The sequence below is a fragment of the Pseudomonas sp. BT76 TE3572 genome, from assembly GCF_050435365.1.
Classification (GTDB): Bacteria; Pseudomonadota; Gammaproteobacteria; order Pseudomonadales; family Pseudomonadaceae; genus Aquipseudomonas; species Aquipseudomonas fluorescens_W.
This window is the reverse complement of the sequence record NZ_JBNDKE010000001.1, coordinates 5,836,268-5,855,079: the sequence shown is the minus strand read 5'-3', so window position 1 is coordinate 5,855,079 and position 18,812 is coordinate 5,836,268. Positions and strand designations below refer to the sequence as shown.

Genomic DNA, 18,812 nt, shown 5'->3' with positions numbered 1-18,812 from the left:
GTTGGCAGGCTTGAGTGAAAAGTACTGGTCTTGGGAAACCCGCGTCCTTGCGGGTCGGATGCCGGTCGGCACCGCTGCTCGCCATTCCATTGGGCTTTGTGCTCAGTGATCCTGGGGGTTATCTCGCGGCGGCACTTCGCAAACGCCAATTCGCTTGGCCGCCCAACGTTCATAAAGGCCAATGGCAACGTCTGCCCCGGCCATCGCCGTCAGGCAACCGAACGCGCAAGCCGTCCAGATCGACACGCCGGCGGCATACAGCAGCATGATGGCCGAGACCCCGCAGACCATGCAGGCCCCGGATCGCAGGGCTAGGCGCCGCAGCAATGACCAGCCGCGGGCGCCCTCCTTGTCGGCGCGCCACATTTCGCCGGACACCCCGCCCACCAGGGCGAGGACGATGACCAGCCAGATCGGCATGTCCAGCAACGCTTGTTGCTCGTTTGTCATGTCACGCCTCCGGGGGGTGATTGATGAGTGATATGTGTATCTTTCAAACGGTGACTCTTGGTGTGCCTGACGGTAGGTAGGCATTCCAAAAAGCCCGGTGTTGGCCGGGCTTTTCAGTAATGCGGTCCTTCGCGTTGACCTTTCGGCGCTACTGGCGCGGTACGGATCGATTCAAATTGTTTTTCCGACCGCGGTCCCTGCCCGCCGGATAACTGCTTGTGGTGCTTTACGCTGCACACCCGGGTCAGTTGCCAACCCTCTGAACCGTTGAGGCCGGTTCATCGCTGCCTTTTTGGTGGAACTAAAGAGCTTCGTTTCGAGCTGCTTTGTTGAGCTGCTTGAGACAAAGAATATGCATGGATGCATATACAGTCAATGCACAAATGCATTTATTTATTCGCTTGAAATGCATAGGCGCATGAAAGACCCGCAGGCAAAGGCACTGACAGCTTTTCGGTAGGCGAAAAAAAACCCGCTCAGTGGCGGGCTTTATCTGACAGCGGTGAGGTTAACGGGCGTACATGCCCCACCAGAAGACGTGACCGAGGATGACAATCTGCTCTTCCTGGATTTCCTGGAAGGTGTAGTCCTCGTCCGGATGTTCATCGCGATTGAAGCTGCGCAGGCGGATCCCGGTAGGCAGGCGATAAAGCTGTTTCACCCGCAGTTGGCCGTTATGGTTGATGGCATAAAGGTCGCCATCCACGATATCGCCGATTCCGCACTTGCCGGCATTAACGCCGACGGTGGCGCCGTCGCGCAGTACCGGCAACATACTGTTGCCGCGCACCGTCACGCATTTCGCCTGGTCGAACTGCACGCCATTGTGGCGCAAACTTCGCTTGCCGAAGCGCAGGCTAGAGCGCTCGCTCTCTTCGATGACGAATCTTCCTGATCCAGCAGCCAATTCAACCTCGCGAAGAAAGGGGACCGATACCTCGTCATCGTCGACGGGCGTATCGTCGTCCCACAGACTTATGTCCTTGAGTTCCGAATGCAATTGATCGCGCCCGGTGCTGGCTGCCGGCGCGACATCCACACGGCCCCGCAACTGGTCGGTGCTCACGGCGAAGTACTCGGCGATCTTCGAGATGTGTTTATCCGAGGGATCAACGATCTTCCCGCTGAGGATCCGCGAGAGAGTGGATTGAGGCACGCCGGTGCGACGGTGAAGCTCCGTGGGGGAGATCCCGTGCTGATCGAGCAGCGCTCTTAAGACGGTAGAAACATTGCGTTTTTGCATAAAACGCATAGTGCTTGTTCTTTTCGAAGAAGACAAATGCCAAATTGCATAAACAGCGCATAAGTCGTGCATAGACAGAAGAAATGCATCGCAGGGCTTTCATGCCTGCGTCGGGTGGACCGCCCATGTTAACCTTGCGCCCATCGCGGAAAAGCCGGGCCGATGCCCCTCCTTTGCCCTACACCTTTCAACGAATTTGCCTGATTATCCGATGAATAAAGCGCTCTCCGATCTGTCCTCCCACACGCCAATGATGCAGCAGTACTGGCGCCTGAAAAACCAGCACCCTGACCAGCTGATGTTCTACCGCATGGGCGACTTCTACGAAATCTTCTATGAAGACGCAAAGAAGGCCGCCAAATTGCTGGACATCACCCTGACCGCCCGTGGGCAGTCGGCGGGTCAGGCGATTCCGATGTGTGGGATTCCTTACCACGCAGCGGAAGGTTACCTGGCGAAACTGGTCAAGCTCGGCGAGTCGGTGGTGATCTGTGAGCAGGTCGGCGACCCGGCTACCAGCAAAGGACCGGTGGATCGTCAGGTGGTGCGGATCATCACGCCGGGCACGGTCAGCGATGAAGCGCTGCTGGATGAGCGTCGGGACAACCTGATCGCGGCAGTGCTGGGTGACGAGCGTCTGTTCGGCCTGGCGGTGCTGGATATCACCAGCGGCAACTTCACCGTGCTGGAGATCAAGGGCTGGGAAAACCTGCTGGCAGAACTGGAGCGGGTCAATCCGGTAGAGCTGATGATCCCGGATGACTGGCCGAAGGATCTGCCGGCGGAGAAACGTCGTGGGGTTCGTCGCCGTGCGCCGTGGGATTTCGAACGTGATTCGGCGCTGAAAAGTCTTTGCCAGCAGTTTTCCACCCAGGACTTGAAAGGTTTCGGCTGCGAGAACCTGACCCTGGCCATCGGCGCCGCCGGTTGCCTGCTCAGCTACGCCAAGGAAACCCAGCGCACTGCCCTGCCCCATTTGCGCAGCCTGCGTCATGAACGCCTGGACGACACCGTGGTGCTGGACGGCGCGAGCCGTCGCAACCTGGAACTGGATACCAACCTGGCTGGCGGTCGCGACAACACGTTGCAATCGGTGGTCGACCGCTGCCAGACCGCCATGGGCAGCCGCCTGCTGACCCGCTGGCTGAACCGTCCGCTGCGGGATCTGACCGTATTGCAGGCGCGCCAGACCTCGATTACCTGCCTGCTCGACGGTTACCGCTTCGAGAAACTGCAACCGCAGCTCAAGGAGATCGGCGACATCGAGCGGATCCTGGCGCGGATCGGCCTGCGCAATGCCCGTCCTCGCGACCTGGCGCGTCTGCGCGATGCCCTCGGCGCGCTGCCAGAGTTGCAGGTGGCAATGGCCGAGCTTGAAGCTCCGCACATCATTCAACTGGCAACGACCACCAGCACCTATCCGGAACTGGCGGCGCTGCTGGAGAAAGCCATCATCGACAACCCGCCAGCGGTGATCCGTGACGGCGGCGTGTTGAAAACCGGTTACGACAGCGAACTCGACGAGCTGCAATCGCTCAGCGAAAACGCCGGGCAGTTCCTGATCGATCTGGAAGCCCGGGAGAAGGCCCGCACCGGCCTGGCCAACCTGAAAGTCGGTTACAACCGCATTCACGGTTACTTCATTGAGTTGCCGAGCAAGCAGGCCGAATCGGCACCCGCCGACTATATCCGTCGCCAGACCCTCAAGGGTGCCGAGCGTTTCATTACCCCGGAACTGAAGGCGTTCGAAGACAAGGCGCTGTCAGCCAAGAGCCGCGCCCTGGCGCGCGAGAAGATGCTCTACGAAGCGCTGCTCGAAGATTTGATCGCCCAGTTGCCACCGTTGCAAGACACCGCCGCGGCACTGGCCGAACTGGACGTGCTGAGCAACCTCGCCGAGCGTGCACTGAATCTGGACCTGAACTGCCCGCGTTTCGTCAGCGAGCCGTGCATGCGCATCAGCCAGGGTCGTCACCCGGTGGTCGAGCAAGTACTCACCACGCCGTTCGTGGCCAACGATCTGAGCCTCGATGACAGCACCCGCATGCTGGTAATCACCGGTCCGAACATGGGCGGTAAATCCACCTACATGCGCCAGACCGCGTTGATCGTGCTGCTGGCGCACATCGGTAGCTTCGTGCCGGCGGCCAGTTGCGAATTGTCCCTGGTCGACCGGATCTTCACCCGGATCGGTTCCAGCGACGACCTGGCGGGCGGGCGTTCGACCTTCATGGTCGAAATGAGCGAAACCGCGAACATCCTGCACAACGCCACCGAGCGCAGCCTGGTGCTGATGGACGAAGTCGGTCGCGGCACCAGCACCTTCGACGGTCTGTCCCTGGCATGGGCTGCGGCCGAACGCCTGGCGCATCTGCGGGCGTATACGCTGTTCGCCACCCACTACTTCGAGCTGACGGTACTACCGGAAGCGCAACCGCTGGTGGCCAACGTTCACCTCAATGCCACCGAGCACAACGAACGCATCGTGTTCCTGCACCACGTGCTACCAGGGCCCGCCAGCCAGAGCTACGGCCTTGCGGTTGCGCAGTTGGCCGGTGTGCCGAGCGAAGTTATCGTGCGCGCCCGCGAACACCTGGGCCGGCTGGAAGCGACCGCCCTGCCTCATGAAGTTCCCAAGACCGCCAAAGGCAAACCGGCCGCGCCGCAGCAGAGCGACATGTTCGCCAGCCTGCCGCATCCGGTGCTGGATGATCTGGCCAAACTTGATCTTGACGACATGACACCGCGTCGCGCGCTCGAAATGCTCTATACACTAAAGACACGGATCTAACGCACTTGCCTGCAAGCTGTTAGAATCTCGCGCGGTTTGGGATGCTGCTGGCTTATAGCCTGACCAGCAGACTATCGCTCCCAAACCTGGCGACCCCAACGTGAAGGGGCTCCGCTGCCGCCGCCTGAGGAGAAAATTAGAAATGACCTTCGTCGTCACCGACAACTGCATCAAGTGCAAGTACACCGACTGCGTAGAAGTCTGTCCGGTGGACTGCTTTTACGAAGGCCCGAATTTCCTGGTGATTCACCCGGATGAGTGCATCGACTGCGCACTGTGCGAACCAGAGTGCCCTGCCGTGGCCATCTTCTCCGAAGATGAAGTCCCGGAAGACATGCAGGAATTTATTCAGCTGAACGTTGAGCTGGCGGAAATCTGGCCCAACATCACCGAGAAGAAAGAATCGTTGCCCGACGCCGAAGAGTGGGATGGCGTCAAAGGCAAGATCAAAGACCTCGAACGCTGATTACCCCGCGTTCTCGAAAAGGCCCCTTGTGGGCCTTTTTGCTTTTCTGCAGGCAAAAAAAAGGGGCGGTCTGACCCGCCCACATTTTTTCCCTATTCCCTGTGTTCCTTTTCATCGTCCTGATGAATCGCTTCCTGCGATGTCCTTTCCCCTCGTCCTTGAAGGGCGTGTCTGTCCGTCGACACAGTTCAGATACTAGAGAATTCCCCACCAAGAGCAAACGCCCCGGTTAGCTGAAACTGGCTGTCACAAGCTATTAATATTAAAAAATAAGCATATAAATCAATCAGTTAAACATGTCTCACATAGGAATATGTACGGCTGCTACCCATGAAATTAGCGAATACTTACGAAAGAGTAAGCAAACACTTACAGCGAGAGACTACAAAGCAGATGTGATTACGGAGGGAACTTCCAGCCCGCCTCCCAGGAAATAAAAAACCCCGAACCAGTCGGGGTTTTTAGGGCTTACTCAGCAAATTGCTTATTGAAACAGCGACTCGCTCGACAGGCCATTCTTCTCGAGAATCTCCCGAAGACGCTTCAGGCCTTCAACCTGAATCTGTCTGACCCGCTCCCGGGTCAGGCCAATCTCCAGGCCTACATCTTCAAGCGTGCTGCTCTCGTGACCGCGCAGGCCGAAGCGGCGTATCACCACTTCGCGTTGCTTGTCAGTCAGCTCCGAGAGCCATTGATCGATGCTCTGGGACAGGTCGTCATCCTGCAACAGTTCACATGGATCGGTTGGACGGTCATCGGTTAGGGTGTCCAGCAGGGTTTTATCCGAATCCGGACCCAGCGAGACGTCGACCGAAGAAACCCGCTCGTTCAGGCCGAGCATGCGCTTGACCTCTCCCACTGGTTTTTCCAGCAGGTTGGCAATTTCTTCGGGCGAGGGTTCGTGATCGAGTTTTTGCGTCAGCTCCCGTGCAGCCCGCAGGTACACGTTGAGCTCTTTGACCACATGAATCGGCAACCGGATGGTCCGGGTCTGATTCATGATCGCGCGCTCGATGGTCTGACGAATCCACCAGGTTGCGTAGGTCGAAAAGCGGAAGCCGCGTTCGGGGTCGAACTTCTCTACTGCCCGGATAAGCCCGAGGTTGCCCTCTTCGATCAAGTCCAGCAGCGACAGGCCACGATTGACGTAACGCCGGGCGATTTTCACCACCAGCCGCAGGTTACTTTCAATCATGCGTTTGCGCCCAGCCGGATCTCCACTTTGCGACAAGCGCGCAAAATGAACTTCTTCTTCGGGGGACAGCAGAGGGGAAAAGCCAATCTCATTGAGGTACAGCTGCGTGGCATCGAGTGCACGCGTGTAGTCAATGTACTTGTGTTGCTTTAGCGTGGCGGAGTGTTTGGATTTGGCACGAACGGAAGGTGGAGCAGCCCCTTCATCATTCGACATCGAATCCGTACCGATGCCGGTCTCCATCAGGAGAACCTCATCGTCGATGTCAAACTCCGGCACTTCTTTACTGAGAGCCATTGTTATAGTCCTTTGGTGAGTTCGACCTCAGGCTCAAGCGGCGCCTTTATCCTTGGCAACGCTGGAGCCTGTTCCCTCTACGCGACGGAACAGGCTGGAAAGCGATCAACGACGTGGCAGGAATTGCAGCGGATCTACTGGTTTACCTTGTCGGCGAATCTCAAAATGCAGTTTCACCCGGTCTGTTCCTGTTGACCCCATTTCGGCAATTGTCTGTCCGACCTTGACCTGCTGCCCCTCCCGAACCAACAGCCTGCGGTTATGTCCGTAGGCACTGACGTAGGTATCGCTGTGTTTGATGATGACTAATTCGCCGTAGCCCCTTAAGCCACTCCCGGCGTACACCACCGTCCCATCAGACGCAGCTAAAACAGGCTGTCCCAAATCCCCGGCGATATCAATTCCTTTATTCAAACTGCCGTTTGAAGAGAATTTACCAATGAGAATGCCATTAGATGGCCATCCCCAGCCGGTCGGGGCCGGACCGGCAGGAGGCATCGGAGCAGGGGTCGACTTGCTGGCGACGGACGGTACAACCACTGCTGTGCTGGTGGTTGCGCCATTCGCCTGGCGCCGGATAACCGTGGTTTTCAGCGACGAAGAAGGCGTTGAATCTATGGAGCTGGCCACCGGCGTCGGCGTTGAACCGGTGCGACCGTCAAAGCGAATCGTCTGACCCGGATGAATCGTATACGGCGTAGGAATGTTGTTGCGGGCCGCGAGGGCTTTGTAGTCCCAGCCGTAGCGAAAGGCAATGGAGAACAAGGTGTCTTTAGGTCGAACGACGTATTGACCCGTGGTCACTGCCGGACGCTGGGCGACCGCGTTGTTGCGATCGACGACGCGTACTTCACTCGACTTGTTACTGGAACAACCGACCAGCAAGGTGCTCAAAACAAGGCCAGTCACCAGGCGCTGAAAGCTCGTTTTACCCATTCGCTGCGCAATGACTGTGAGACTCACCCGCCGCTCCCTTTGTGGTGGCTGAAAATGTGGATTGCCGTGTTCCGGCATGAAATGTCGCAAGTATAACGGGCCGTGCAGGCTTTACCTTTAATGAAACGAAATGGCTTCTCGCACACGTTTGCTGCCTGACGATGAATCCCGTTTAACTGATCGATGCCGCTGTAAGACAGGGGCAATCGAAGAGAATTCAGCGCGCTGAAACAAATGCTCAGGCGAGCGGCCCATTGAGTAACGGGACGAAGCGAACGGCCCCCAGAACACGCCTGGAAAAGCCCTGCTCTTCCCGGATGATCAGCATCAATTGTTGAACCTCACCCGATCCGACCGGGATCACCAGCCGCCCTCCCGGAGCCAATTGATCAAGCAACGCCTGAGGTACATCGGTCGCCACCGCGGTCACGATAATGCCGTTGTACGGCGCCAGCGCCGGCCAGCCTTCCCAACCATCGCCCCAGCGGAACACCACGTTGCGCAGGTTCAGTTCCACCAGGCGTTCCTTGGCCCGGTCCTGCAGAACCTTGATGCGCTCGACGGAAAATACCCGCTCGACCAGTTGCGACAGCACCGCCGTCTGGTAGCCCGAGCCGGTGCCGATTTCCATCACCTTGTCGAGAGGACCTGCCTCGAGCAGCAACTCGCTCATGCGAGCCACCATATAAGGCTGCGAGATGGTCTGGTTATTGCCGATCGGCAGCGCCGTGTCTTCGTAGGCACGGTGGGCCAGCGCCTCGTCGACGAACAGGTGACGAGGAGTACGGCGAATGACTTCCAGCACCTTGGCGTTGCAAATTCCCTCTTCGTACAGGCGCTGAATAAGGCGCTCACGGGTCCGTTGTGAGGTCATCCCGATGCCGCGACGCAGAATATCGTCTTGTTCACGAGCCATTAGTTCAGCCCCTCCAGCCAGCCATCGAGACTTCTGAAGGCATCATTAAAGGTGCGATCCAGTTGCAGTGGGGTAATTGAAACATAGCCTTGCATCACCGCATGAAAATCGGTGCCCGGGCCGCCGTCTTCGGCATCCCCCGCCGCCGCAATCCAGTAACCGGATTTACCGCGCGGGTCGACCACTTTCATCGGCGCTGCCGCACGTGCGCGATGTCCGAGGCGGGTCAGCTGAATACCGCGGATGTGGTCCAGCGGCAAATTGGGAATGTTCACGTTCAGTACCGTACGCGGTGGCAGTTCAAGATCCGCGTGAGCCTCTACCAGTTTGCGCGCAAAGTACGCGGCGGTGGGAAGGTTCTCCACTTGCCGTGAGGCCAACGAAAAGGCAAACGAAGGAAGAGCCAGGAAACGTCCCTCAAGGGCCGCCGCCACGGTGCCGGAATACAACACGTCATCACCCAGGTTGGCGCCCAGGTTGATACCCGAAACCACCATGTCCGGCTCGCGTTCCAGCAAGCCATTGAGTCCCAGGTGCACGCAATCGGTCGGTGTACCATTGAGGCTGATAAAGCCGTTGGCCAGGGTTTGCGGGTGTAACGGACGGTCGAGCGTCAGCGAGCTGCTGGCGCCGCTTTTGTCTTGGTCCGGGGCGATAACCACGCATTCGGTGTAATCCGCCAGCGCAGCATAAAGCGCGGCAAGACCGGGTGCGGTTACCCCATCGTCGTTAGAAATCAGAATACGCATGGGCTGTCCGTCTGCCCCACCGGCACCAGATCAACGAGCTCGCGCACCAATACGGTGGCGAAGCATCCGGCCGGGAGGACGAATTCCAGTTGCAGAATGTCAGGCTCGGGATAATGCCACGTCAACCCACCAATGGGCAGCCGCAGGATGCGACGTTCGTGGCTCATACCGGCGTTAATCAACCAATCACGCAAGTCCGCTTCGCGAGTGGCGATTGCCTGCTCCAGTTCATGGACAGCGCCAGTGGCCGGCGAGTCACCTTCGCCCCACTGCGGACCGGTCGGGTGCAGATCGAGAATCGCCAGACGCGGGTCACTGCACTCGGCCTCACCGGCCGGAAAGAAGCTGCGACTGTCGGTGAAGGCCAGCAGATCGCCAACCTGGGCACGCTGCCAGCTGCCATCGGCAACACGCGCCGCCAACACCTGATTAAACAGAAGACTGCGCGCCGTAGAGAGCAGACGCGAACGCACATTGCGCTGCTCCGGCAACGCTTTACGCGCCGCCCAGGCACGGGCATCGACCACGTTACCGCCGTCAAACCCAAAACGCTGGGCGCCGAAATAATTGGGAATACCTTGCTTGGCGATCAGTTGCAAACGCTCCTCGATCGCCGCTTTGTCGCCAGCGAATTGCGTCAGTCGCAACGTGAAGCCATTGGCCGAGTGAGCACCGCGCTGCAGCTTGCGTTTGTGCCGGCCGATCTTGAGGATCTTCAGCGTATCGTTTTCCGCCGCCGACAGATCAGGATCAGCCTTGCCCGGCAGCTGCACGCTGAACCACTGGCGAGTCAGCGCCTGACGATCCTTGAGGCCCGCGTAACTGACAGTGCGCAATGGCACGCCCGCCGCCTTGGCGATCCGCCGTGCTGCTTCTTCGGTATTCAGACCGCGCTTTTCCACCCAGATCCACAAGTGTTCGCCGTCGCCACTGAGGGGGATATTGAGGACTTCATCGACCTGAAAATCTTCCGCCGTGGCTTTCAATACTGCGGTGCCGAGGGCTTGGCCATAGGCCCGCGGGCCGAGCAATTGCAGTTCGTTCATGCGCGCAGCAACAAGGCGACGGAGTGCACGGCAATGCCTTCTTCGCGACCGACAAAGCCGAGCTTTTCGGTGGTGGTAGCTTTCACGTTCACTTGATCCAACTCAACTTGAAGATCCGCGGCAATCAGCGCGCGCATCGATTCGATATGCGGAGCCATTTTCGGCGCCTGGGCGACGATGGTGTTATCGACGTTGCCGACTTTCCAGCCCTTGGCATGGATCAGTGCGACGACATGACGCAACAGCACACGGCTGTCGGCGCCCTTGAATGTCGGGTCGGTGTCCGGGAAATGCTTGCCGATATCACCCAGCGCAGCGGCGCCGAGCAAGGCATCGCTCAAGGCGTGCAGCAGGACGTCACCGTCGGAGTGAGCGAGCAGCCCGAAGCCGTGTGCGATGCGCACGCCGCCCAGAGTAATGAAATCGCCTTCAGCGAAACGGTGCACATCATAGCCGTGGCCAATACGCATAAAAAAACGCCCCGATTTTTGTCAGGGCGTGATTCTACCTGCATTAGACGCCTAGGGCGCGCCCATGATGTTGCAAGTGGTCGTCGATAAAACTGGCGATGAAGAAATAGCTGTGGTCGTAGCCGGGTTGCAAGCGCAACGTCAGCGGATGACCGGCCAGTTTGGCAGCCTGCTGCAAGGCTTCAGGCTTGAGCTGGGTGGCCAGGAAATCGTCGCGATCACCTTGGTCGACCAACAACGGCAACTTCTCGTTCGCTTCGGCAATCAGGACGCAGGCATCCCACTCACGCCATTTCGATCGGTCTTCCCCCAGGTAGCGGGAAAAGGCCTTCTGCCCCCAGGGACAGTCCATCGGATTGTTGATCGGCGAGAACGCCGACACCGACTGATAACGCCCTGGATTACGCAACGCGCAGACCAGCGCGCCGTGGCCGCCCATGGAGTGACCGCTGATGCCACGCTTGTCCGACGCCGGGAAATGCGCTTCGACCAATGCGGGCAATTCCTGCACGACATAGTCATGCATCCGATAGTGCCGGGACCAGGGTTCCTGCGTGGCATTCAGATAAAACCCGGCGCCGAGACCGAAGTCCCAGGCGCCATCCGGATCACCCGGCACATCAGGGCCACGAGGGCTGGTGTCCGGTGCAACGATGATCAGCCCAAGCTCGGCGGCCATGCGCATGGCGCCGGCCTTTTGCATGAAGTTTTCGTCGGTGCAGGTCAGGCCGGACAACCAGTACAGCACCGGCAACTTGCCGCCCTGCTCCGCTTGCGGCGGCAGGTACACAGCAAACACCATGTCGCAGCCGAGCACATCGGAGCGGTGCCGATAGCGTTTGTGCCAGCCGCCGAAGCTTTTCTGGCAGGAGATATTTTCCAGGCTCATGACCGACCTCAGAAATGGATGACAGAACGGATGCTCTTGCCTTCATGCATCAGGTCGAACGCCTTGTTGATATCTTCCAGGCCCATGGTGTGGGTGATGAACGTATCCAGCGGGATTTCGCCGGTTTCAGCCATCTCGACATAGCTTGGCAACTCGGTACGGCCACGCACGCCACCGAACGCCGAACCGCGCCAGACGCGACCGGTCACCAGCTGGAATGGACGGGTGGAGATTTCCTGGCCGGCACCGGCAACACCGATGATCACCGACTCGCCCCAACCTTTGTGGCAACACTCAAGTGCAGCACGCATCAATTGGACGTTGCCGATGCACTCGAAGGAAAAGTCGACGCCGCCATCGGTCATGTCGACGATGACTTCCTGGATCGGACGATCGAAATCTTTCGGGTTCACACAATCGGTTGCACCCAACTGCTTGGCGATCTCGAATTTGGCCGGGTTGATGTCGATGGCGATGATCCGCGCAGCCTTGGCTTTGACGGCGCCGATCACGGCCGACAGGCCGATGCCGCCGAGGCCGAAAATGGCGACGGTATCACCTGGTTTTACCTTGGCGGTATTGAGGACTGCACCGATGCCGGTGGTGACACCGCAGCCCAGCAGGCAGACTTTTTCCAGTGGCGCTTCTTTGGGGATTTTGGCGACAGAGATTTCCGGAAGTACGGTGTACTCGGAGAACGTCGAGGTCCCCATGTAGTGGAAAATAGGTTGGCCCTTGTAGGAAAAGCGCGAAGTGCCATCCGGCATCAGGCCTTTGCCCTGCGTCGCGCGAATCGCCTGACACAAGTTGGTTTTGCCCGACAGACAGAATTTGCACTGGCGGCATTCCGGGGTGTACAGCGGGATCACATGATCGCCGACTGCGACGGAGGTCACACCCTCACCAATCGCCTCAACCACCGCGCCACCTTCGTGACCGAGGATCGAGGGGAAGATGCCTTCCGGGTCCGCGCCCGACAGCGTGTAGGCATCGGTATGGCAGACACCGGAGGCAACCACACGCAGCAGGACTTCACCGGCCTTGGGTATGGCGACATCGACTTCAACGATCTCGAGGGGTTTCTTGGCCTCGAAGGCAACGGCAGCGCGCGACTTGATCATGTGGATTCTCCAGTGAATAAAAACGAGACAGTGAGTGTAATACACCGCCACACGGTGAATAATCGGGACAAATGCAAAATATTATTGCCGTACAGGGATAATCCTAAATGTCGGAAAACCGCTGGGAAGGGATCGACGAGTTCGTCGCCGTGGCCGAGTGCAGTCAGTTCACGGCTGCCGCGGAACGCCTCGGGGTTTCGTCCTCCCACATCAGTCGACAAATTGTACGCCTCGAAGAGCGGCTTCAGACGCGACTGCTGTATCGCAGCACCCGCCGGGTCACGCTGACCGAAGCCGGGCAAACCTTTTTGCAACATTGCCAGCGCTTGCAGGATGGCCGCGAAGAAGCCTTGCGCGCAGTCGGCGATCTGACCAGTGAACCCAAAGGCATGCTGCGCATGACCTGCGCCGTGGCGTATGGCGAACGATTCATCGTGCCGCTGGTGACGCGATTCATGGGGTTGTATCCGCAACTGCGCATCGACATTGAACTGAGCAATCGTCAACTTGACCTGGTCCATGAAGGCCTGGACCTGGCAATCCGCCTCGGTCGCCTGCAAGACTCGCGGCTGGTGGCGACACGTCTGGCGCCACGGCGAATGTACCTGTGCGCATCGCCGTCCTACCTGGAACGGTATGGTCGCCCACACAGTCTGTCGGAACTCAGCCGCCACAACTGCCTCATCGGTAGCTCGGATATCTGGCAACTGGAACAGAACGGGCGGGAATTTTCCCAGCGGGTACAGGGAAACTGGCGCTGCAACAGTGGGCAAGCGGTGCTGGATGCCGCGTTACAGGGCGTTGGTTTATGTCAGTTGCCGGACTATTACGTGCTGGAGCATCTGAAAAACGGTGAATTGATTTCGCTGCTGGAAGCTCACCAACCACCGAACACCGCCGTGTGGGCGCTTTATCCACAGCAGCGGCATTTGTCGCCGAAGGTGCGCAAGTTGGTGGATTATTTGAAGGAGGGGTTGGCGTTAAGGCCGGAGTATCGAAGCTAGGCGTTCAGCGGCGTGCCAGCAAGAGATCGAGTGCCTGGACAGCAGGCTCACTCCTACAGTGGACGTAACCTTGTAGGAGTGAGCCTGCTCGCGATTGGGGATAACACTGAACCCGAGTCAATCAGTGACGATTGGACCAACGCTGGCGCAACCACTCGAGGTCTTCGGGGCGAGTTACTTTGAGGTTGTCGGACCGGCCTTCGATCAGGCGCGGCGCCAGACCCGCCCACTCCATGGCCGAAGCTTCGTCAGTGATGACCGCATCGGCCACCAGACTGTCGGCCAACGCCCGATGCAATGCACCAAGGCGAAACATCTGCGGCGTATAGGCTTGCCAGATCACACTGCGATCCACGGTTTCGACCACACGACCGTGTTTGTCTACCCGTTTGAGGGTATCGCGTGCCGGAACCGCCAGCAGTCCACCGACCGGATCCTCGGCGAGTTCACCCAGCAACTTGTCCAGATCATCACGGCTCAGATTTGGCCGCGCGGCATCGTGAACAAGCACCCAATCCTCATCGTCAGCACCTTGCGCATGCAAATGCAGCAACGCATTGAGTACCGACGCGGAACGCTCGGAACCCCCTTCAACCCGCTGAATTCGCGGATCGCTGGCACACGCCAGGTTCGGCCAATAAGGATCATCAACAGCAAGACTGACCACCAACCCTTTCAGGCAAGGATGATCAAGGAAACAGCCGAGGCTGTGTTCGAGAATAGTGCGCCCGCCCAGTTGCAAGTATTGCTTGGGACGGTCCGCGGCCATACGGGCACCGACGCCCGCGGCAGGAATTACAGCCCAGAAGGCCGGTAACGAGGGGTTCATTGAGCCAACTGGTAAAGGGTTTCACCGTCCTTGACCATGCCCAACTCATGACGAGCCCGCTCTTCAACGGTCTCCATGCCCTTTTTCAGTTCACTGACTTCAGCGTCCATCACCCGATTGCGCTCAAGCAGCCCCTCGTTCTCAGCGTGCTGATCTGCGATCTGCTGAGTCAGTTCGGCCACTTGCGCCAGACTGCCATTACCCACCCACAGGCGGTATTGCAGGCCAGCCAGCAGCAGGAGCAAGACGAGGAACAACCAATTGGGACTGCGCATCGAATATCAGGTATCCAGTGAAAAAAGACAGCCATGCCAAAACTTTGAAGCTTCTGATAGCACGAAGCCTGGAAGAACCAGGCTTGTGCTTATAAGGCATCAGATTAGTGGCAAATCCATCGCTGTAGCGATTTTTCCGACACAATCCGGTGTCTTTTTACCTGTTAACAATTAACCGCGGAATTCGCTGCGACCGTTGTACTTGGCTTTGCCATTCAACTGCTCTTCGATACGCAGCAGTTGGTTGTACTTGGAAACGCGGTCGGAACGGCACAGGGAACCGGTCTTGATCTGGCCAGCCGAGGTGCCCACAGCCAGGTCGGCAATGGTCGAATCTTCGGTTTCGCCGGAGCGGTGCGAGATCACGGCGGTGTAACCAGCGGCCTTGGCCATCTGGATGGCTTCCAGGGTTTCGGTCAGGGTGCCGATCTGGTTGAACTTGATCAGGATCGAGTTGGCGATCTTTTTATCGATGCCTTCTTTCAGGATCTTGGTGTTGGTCACGAACAGGTCGTCGCCTACCAGTTGGACTTTCTCGCCGATCTTGTCGGTGAGGATTTTCCAGCCAGCCCAGTCGGACTCGTCCAGACCGTCTTCGATCGAGATGATCGGGTAACGCTCGGTCAGGCCTTTCAGGTAGTCAGCGAAACCTTCAGCGGTGAACACCTGGCCTTCGCCGGACAGGTTGTATTTACCGTCTTCGTAGAATTCGCTGGCAGCGCAGTCCAGTGCCAGGGTCACGTCGGTGCCCAGCTTGTAACCGGCGTTGGCCACGGCTTCGGAGATCACTTTCAAAGCGTCTTCGTTGGAAGCCAGGTTCGGTGCGAAACCACCTTCGTCACCCACAGCAGTGCTCAGGCCACGGGCCTTCAGAACAGCTTTCAGGTGATGGAAAATCTCGGTGCCCATGCGCAGACCTTCCGAGAAAGACTTGGCGCCTACCGGCTGAACCATGAATTCCTGGATGTCGACGTTGTTATCGGCGTGCTCGCCACCGTTGATGATGTTCATCATCGGAACCGGCATCGAGTAAACACCCGGGGTGCCGTTCAGGTTGGCGATGTGAGCGTACAGCGGCAGGTCCTGATCCTGTGCGGCTGCCTTGGCGGCTGCCAGGGAAACGGCGAGGATTGCGTTGGCGCCCAGGGAACCTTTGTTTTCAGTGCCGTCAAGCTTGATCATCGCGTGATCCAGCGCTTTCTGGTCGCTTGGATCTGCGCCTTTCAACAGGTCGCGGATCGGACCGTTGATGTTGGCGACGGCTTTGAGAACGCCTTTGCCCAGGTAACGGCTCTTGTCGCCATCACGCAGCTCGAGCGCTTCACGCGAGCCAGTGGAAGCACCGGACGGCGCGCAAGCACTGCCGATGATGCCGTTATCGAGAAGCACATCCGCTTCCACGGTGGGGTTGCCACGGGAGTCGAGAACTTCACGACCTTTGATGTCGACGATTTTTGCCATTGTTGTAAACACTCCAAAGTTGACGAAAACGACGCAGCTGAAGGAAATCTTGTATCGCCGGCAAGTGACGTGCAGCGGGCAGACTTGCGGACGATAAGGCCCAGGCCCGAGGGCCTGAGCATTAATTCGTGCGGTACTTTACCGGAGAAATGAGGATTACGCGGTTTCTACCGTCGGAAAACTCTTCACCAGTTCGTCCAAAGCTTTGAGCTGGGCCAGGAATGGCTCCAGTTTGTCCAGACGCAAGGCGCAAGGGCCGTCGCATTTGGCGTTGTCCGGGTCCGGGTGCGCCTCAAGGAACAGGCCGGCCAACGACTGGCTCATGCCAGCTTTGGCCAGATCGAGGACCTGAGCGCGGCGACCACCAGCGGAATCGGAGCGACCGCCGGGCATTTGCAGCGCGTGGGTCACGTCGAAGAACACCGGGTATTCGAACTGCTTCATGATGCCGAAGCCGAGCATGTCGACGACCAGGTTGTTGTAACCGAAGCTCGATCCGCGTTCGCAGAGGATCAACTGATCGTTACCCGCTTCCACGCATTTGCTCAGGATGTGTTTCATTTCCTGAGGCGCGAGGAACTGGGCTTTCTTGATGTTGATTACCGCACCGGTCTTGGCCATCGCGACCACAAGGTCGGTCTGGCGCGACAAGAAGGCCGGCAACTGGATGATATCGCAGACTTCAGCGACGACCGCGGCCTGATCAGGCTCGTGGACGTCGGTGATGATCGGCACGCCGAACGCTTGCTTGATGTCCTGGAAAATCCGCATGCCCTCTTCCAGGCCGGGGCCACGGTAAGAGGTCACGGAGGAACGGTTGGCCTTGTCGAAACTGGCCTTGAACACATAAGGGATACCGAGTTTCTCGGTGACCTTTACGTATTCTTCGCAGACCTGCATCGCCATGTCGCGGCTTTCCAGCACGTTCATGCCACCGAAAAGCACCATTGGCTTGTCGTTGGCAATCTCGATATCGCCTACACGGATGATCTTCTGCGCCATAGAAATTACGCCTTCTTCTGGTGTTGAACCAATGCTGCTTTAACGAAACCGCTGAACAACGGGTGACCGTCGCGTGGTGTCGAGGTGAATTCAGGGTGGAACTGGCAAGCGACGAACCATGGATGATCCGGGGCTTCAACCACTTCTACCAGGGCGCCATCACCGGAGCGACCGGTGATTTTCAGACCGGCTTCCATGATTTGCGGCAGCAGGTTGTTGTTCACTTCGTAGCGGTGACGGTGACGCTCGACGATCACGTCCTTGGCGTAGCAATCGTGCACCAGGGAACCAGATTCCAGCAGGCAATCCTGAGCGCCAAGGCGCATGGTGCCGCCCAGATCGGACGTTTCGGTACGGGTTTCGACGGCGCCGGTGGCATCTTCCCACTCGGTGATCAGCCCCACGACCGGATGACCGCTGGCACGATCGAACTCGGTGGAGTTGGCGTCTTTCCAGCCCAGCACGTTACGAGCGAACTCGATCACGGCCACTTGCATGCCCAGGCAGATGCCCAGGTACGGAACCTTGTTTTCACGAGCGTATTGAACGGCAGTGATCTTGCCTTCCACGCCACGCAGACCGAAGCCGCCTGGAACCAGAATCGCGTCGACACCTTCCAGCAGCGCAGTGCCCTGGTTTTCGATGTCTTCGGAATCGATGTAGCGCAGGTTGACCTTGGTGCGGTTGCTGATGCCGGCATGACTCATCGCTTCGATCAGCGACTTGTAGGCGTCCAGCAGCTCCATGTACTTGCCGACCATCGCGATGGTGACTTCATGCTCAGGGTTGAGCTTGGCGTCGACCACGGCTTCCCACTCGGACAGATCGGCGCCGCCACATTGCAGGCCGAAACGCTCGACAACGAAATCATCCAGGCCCTGGGAGTGCAGAATGCCCGGGATCTTGTAGATGGTGTCGGCGTCTTCCAGCGCAATCACCGCACGTTCTTCAACGTTGGTGAACTGCGCGATCTTGCGACGCGAGGAGATGTCGATCGGGTGATCGGAGCGGCAGACCAGCACGTCTGGCTGCAGGCCGATGGAACGCAGTTCCTTGACCGAGTGCTGGGTTGGCTTGGTTTTGGTTTCGCCGGCAGTGGCGATGTACGGCACCAGTGTCAGGTGCATCAGCATCGCGCGCTTGGCGCCGACTTCGAAACGCAATTGACGGATCGCTTCGAGGAACGGCTGGGACTCGATGTCACCCACGGTGCCACCGATCTCGACCATAGCCACGTCGGCATCGCCGGCGCCCTTGATGATCCGGCGTTTGATTTCGTCGGTGATGTGCGGGATCACCTGAATGGTGGCGCCCAGGTAATCACCACGGCGCTCTTTGCGCAGGACGTGTTCGTAGACACGGCCGGTGGTGAAGTTGTTGTTCTGGGTCATGGTCGTGCGGATGAACCGCTCGTAGTGGCCCAGGTCCAGGTCGGTCTCGGCGCCGTCGTGGGTGACGAACACTTCACCGTGCTGGAACGGGCTCATGGTGCCCGGGTCAACGTTGATGTACGGGTCCAGCTTCAGCATGGTGACCTTAAGTCCCCGCGCCTCCAGGATGGCCGCCAATGAAGCCGATGCGATGCCTTTCCCCAATGAAGAAACAACACCGCCCGTGACGAATATGTAGCGCGTCATGAAAAACCCTAGAAGTCTGCGTTAAAGCGGTCCGA

General features: G+C 58.5%; 18 protein-coding genes. 3 read left to right on the top strand and 15 right to left on the bottom strand.

Going from position 1 to position 18,812, the window contains the following annotated elements:
* Nucleotides 1-102 precede the first annotated feature (102 nt).
* Together ABH912_RS26685 and ABH912_RS26680 are read right to left on the bottom strand one after the other, a co-directional pair.
* The gene (locus tag ABH912_RS26685) at nt 103-450 is read right to left on the bottom strand and encodes a phage holin family protein (protein ID WP_033053935.1); all 348 of its coding nucleotides are present in this window, start codon (nt 448-450) and stop codon (nt 103-105) included.
* A gap of 508 nt (nt 451-958) precedes the next feature.
* Nucleotides 959-1,693 carry a LexA family transcriptional regulator gene (locus tag ABH912_RS26680; protein WP_033053938.1) on the bottom strand — a complete coding sequence of 245 codons (735 nt, stop codon included), beginning with the start codon at nt 1,691-1,693 and terminating at the stop codon, nt 959-961.
* 211 nt (nt 1,694-1,904) lie between these two features.
* Here ABH912_RS26680 and mutS point away from each other — a divergent pair, with 211 nt between their 5' ends.
* Both mutS and fdxA read left to right on the top strand, forming a co-directional pair.
* Nucleotides 1,905-4,484, top strand: coding sequence for a DNA mismatch repair protein MutS (gene mutS, locus ABH912_RS26675; protein ID WP_429512005.1), 2,580 nt, complete (start codon nt 1,905-1,907; stop codon nt 4,482-4,484).
* 142 nt (nt 4,485-4,626) lie between these two features.
* Entirely contained in the window at nt 4,627-4,950 is a 324-nt protein-coding gene (gene fdxA, locus ABH912_RS26670) for a ferredoxin FdxA (RefSeq protein WP_003222178.1), read from the top strand.
* A 484-nt stretch (nt 4,951-5,434) separates the two neighbouring features.
* On the opposite strand, the gene rpoS is transcribed toward fdxA, so the two are convergent.
* The 8 genes from rpoS to ABH912_RS26630 all read right to left on the bottom strand — a co-directional run bounded on the left by rpoS (nt 5,435) and on the right by ABH912_RS26630 (nt 12,569).
* On the bottom strand, nt 5,435-6,442 hold the full coding sequence (gene rpoS / locus ABH912_RS26665; protein WP_033059902.1) for an RNA polymerase sigma factor RpoS: 1,008 nt from the start codon (nt 6,440-6,442) through the stop codon (nt 5,435-5,437).
* Nucleotides 6,443-6,547: 105 nt separating this feature from the next.
* Nucleotides 6,548-7,405: a peptidoglycan DD-metalloendopeptidase family protein gene (locus ABH912_RS26660; RefSeq protein WP_033059904.1), complete on the bottom strand. Its 858-nt coding sequence runs from the start codon at nt 7,403-7,405 to the stop codon at nt 6,548-6,550.
* A 211-nt stretch (nt 7,406-7,616) separates the two neighbouring features.
* A complete protein-coding gene (locus ABH912_RS26655) occupies nt 7,617-8,252 on the bottom strand; it encodes a protein-L-isoaspartate(D-aspartate) O-methyltransferase (RefSeq protein ID WP_177327881.1) in 636 nt (211 codons plus the stop codon).
* Between the two features lie 41 nt (nt 8,253-8,293).
* Nucleotides 8,294-9,043, bottom strand: a complete 750-nt coding sequence (gene surE, locus ABH912_RS26650; protein WP_033059906.1) for a 5'/3'-nucleotidase SurE — start codon at nt 9,041-9,043, stop codon at nt 8,294-8,296.
* On the bottom strand, nt 9,031-10,089 hold the full coding sequence (gene truD, locus ABH912_RS26645) for a tRNA pseudouridine(13) synthase TruD (protein WP_429512002.1): 1,059 nt from the start codon (nt 10,087-10,089) through the stop codon (nt 9,031-9,033). The genes surE and truD overlap by 13 nt, the downstream gene beginning before the upstream one ends.
* The gene (ispF, locus tag ABH912_RS26640) at nt 10,086-10,559 is read right to left on the bottom strand and encodes a 2-C-methyl-D-erythritol 2,4-cyclodiphosphate synthase (protein WP_010462780.1); all 474 of its coding nucleotides are present in this window, start codon (nt 10,557-10,559) and stop codon (nt 10,086-10,088) included. Before ispF ends, truD begins: the two co-directional genes overlap by 4 nt.
* Before the next feature lie 43 nt (nt 10,560-10,602).
* The gene (fghA, locus tag ABH912_RS26635; protein ID WP_033059910.1) at nt 10,603-11,448 is read right to left on the bottom strand and encodes an S-formylglutathione hydrolase; all 846 of its coding nucleotides are present in this window, start codon (nt 11,446-11,448) and stop codon (nt 10,603-10,605) included.
* A gap of 8 nt (nt 11,449-11,456) precedes the next feature.
* Nucleotides 11,457-12,569 (bottom strand): S-(hydroxymethyl)glutathione dehydrogenase/class III alcohol dehydrogenase, encoded by a 1,113-nt coding sequence (locus ABH912_RS26630; protein WP_429511999.1) that lies wholly within the window; start codon nt 12,567-12,569, stop codon nt 11,457-11,459.
* 107 nt (nt 12,570-12,676) lie between these two features.
* On the opposite strand from ABH912_RS26630, the gene ABH912_RS26625 reads away from it, so the two are divergent.
* On the top strand, nt 12,677-13,573 hold the full coding sequence (locus ABH912_RS26625) for a LysR substrate-binding domain-containing protein (RefSeq protein WP_033059914.1): 897 nt from the start codon (nt 12,677-12,679) through the stop codon (nt 13,571-13,573).
* Nucleotides 13,574-13,694: 121 nt separating this feature from the next.
* On the opposite strand, the gene ispD is transcribed toward ABH912_RS26625, so the two are convergent.
* From ispD to ABH912_RS26600, 5 genes are all read right to left on the bottom strand, one after another.
* Nucleotides 13,695-14,402: a 2-C-methyl-D-erythritol 4-phosphate cytidylyltransferase gene (ispD, locus tag ABH912_RS26620; protein ID WP_033059916.1), complete on the bottom strand. Its 708-nt coding sequence runs from the start codon at nt 14,400-14,402 to the stop codon at nt 13,695-13,697.
* Nucleotides 14,399-14,677: a cell division protein FtsB gene (gene ftsB, locus ABH912_RS26615; RefSeq protein ID WP_008028992.1), complete on the bottom strand. Its 279-nt coding sequence runs from the start codon at nt 14,675-14,677 to the stop codon at nt 14,399-14,401. Before ftsB ends, ispD begins: the two co-directional genes overlap by 4 nt.
* Before the next feature lie 171 nt (nt 14,678-14,848).
* Nucleotides 14,849-16,138, bottom strand: coding sequence for a phosphopyruvate hydratase (gene eno, locus ABH912_RS26610; protein WP_033059918.1), 1,290 nt, complete (start codon nt 16,136-16,138; stop codon nt 14,849-14,851).
* Nucleotides 16,139-16,294: 156 nt separating this feature from the next.
* Nucleotides 16,295-17,140, bottom strand: coding sequence for a 3-deoxy-8-phosphooctulonate synthase (kdsA, locus tag ABH912_RS26605; RefSeq protein ID WP_033059920.1), 846 nt, complete (start codon nt 17,138-17,140; stop codon nt 16,295-16,297).
* A gap of 5 nt (nt 17,141-17,145) precedes the next feature.
* Nucleotides 17,146-18,777: a CTP synthase gene (locus ABH912_RS26600; RefSeq protein ID WP_033059923.1), complete on the bottom strand. Its 1,632-nt coding sequence runs from the start codon at nt 18,775-18,777 to the stop codon at nt 17,146-17,148.
* Nucleotides 18,778-18,812 lie beyond the last annotated feature (35 nt).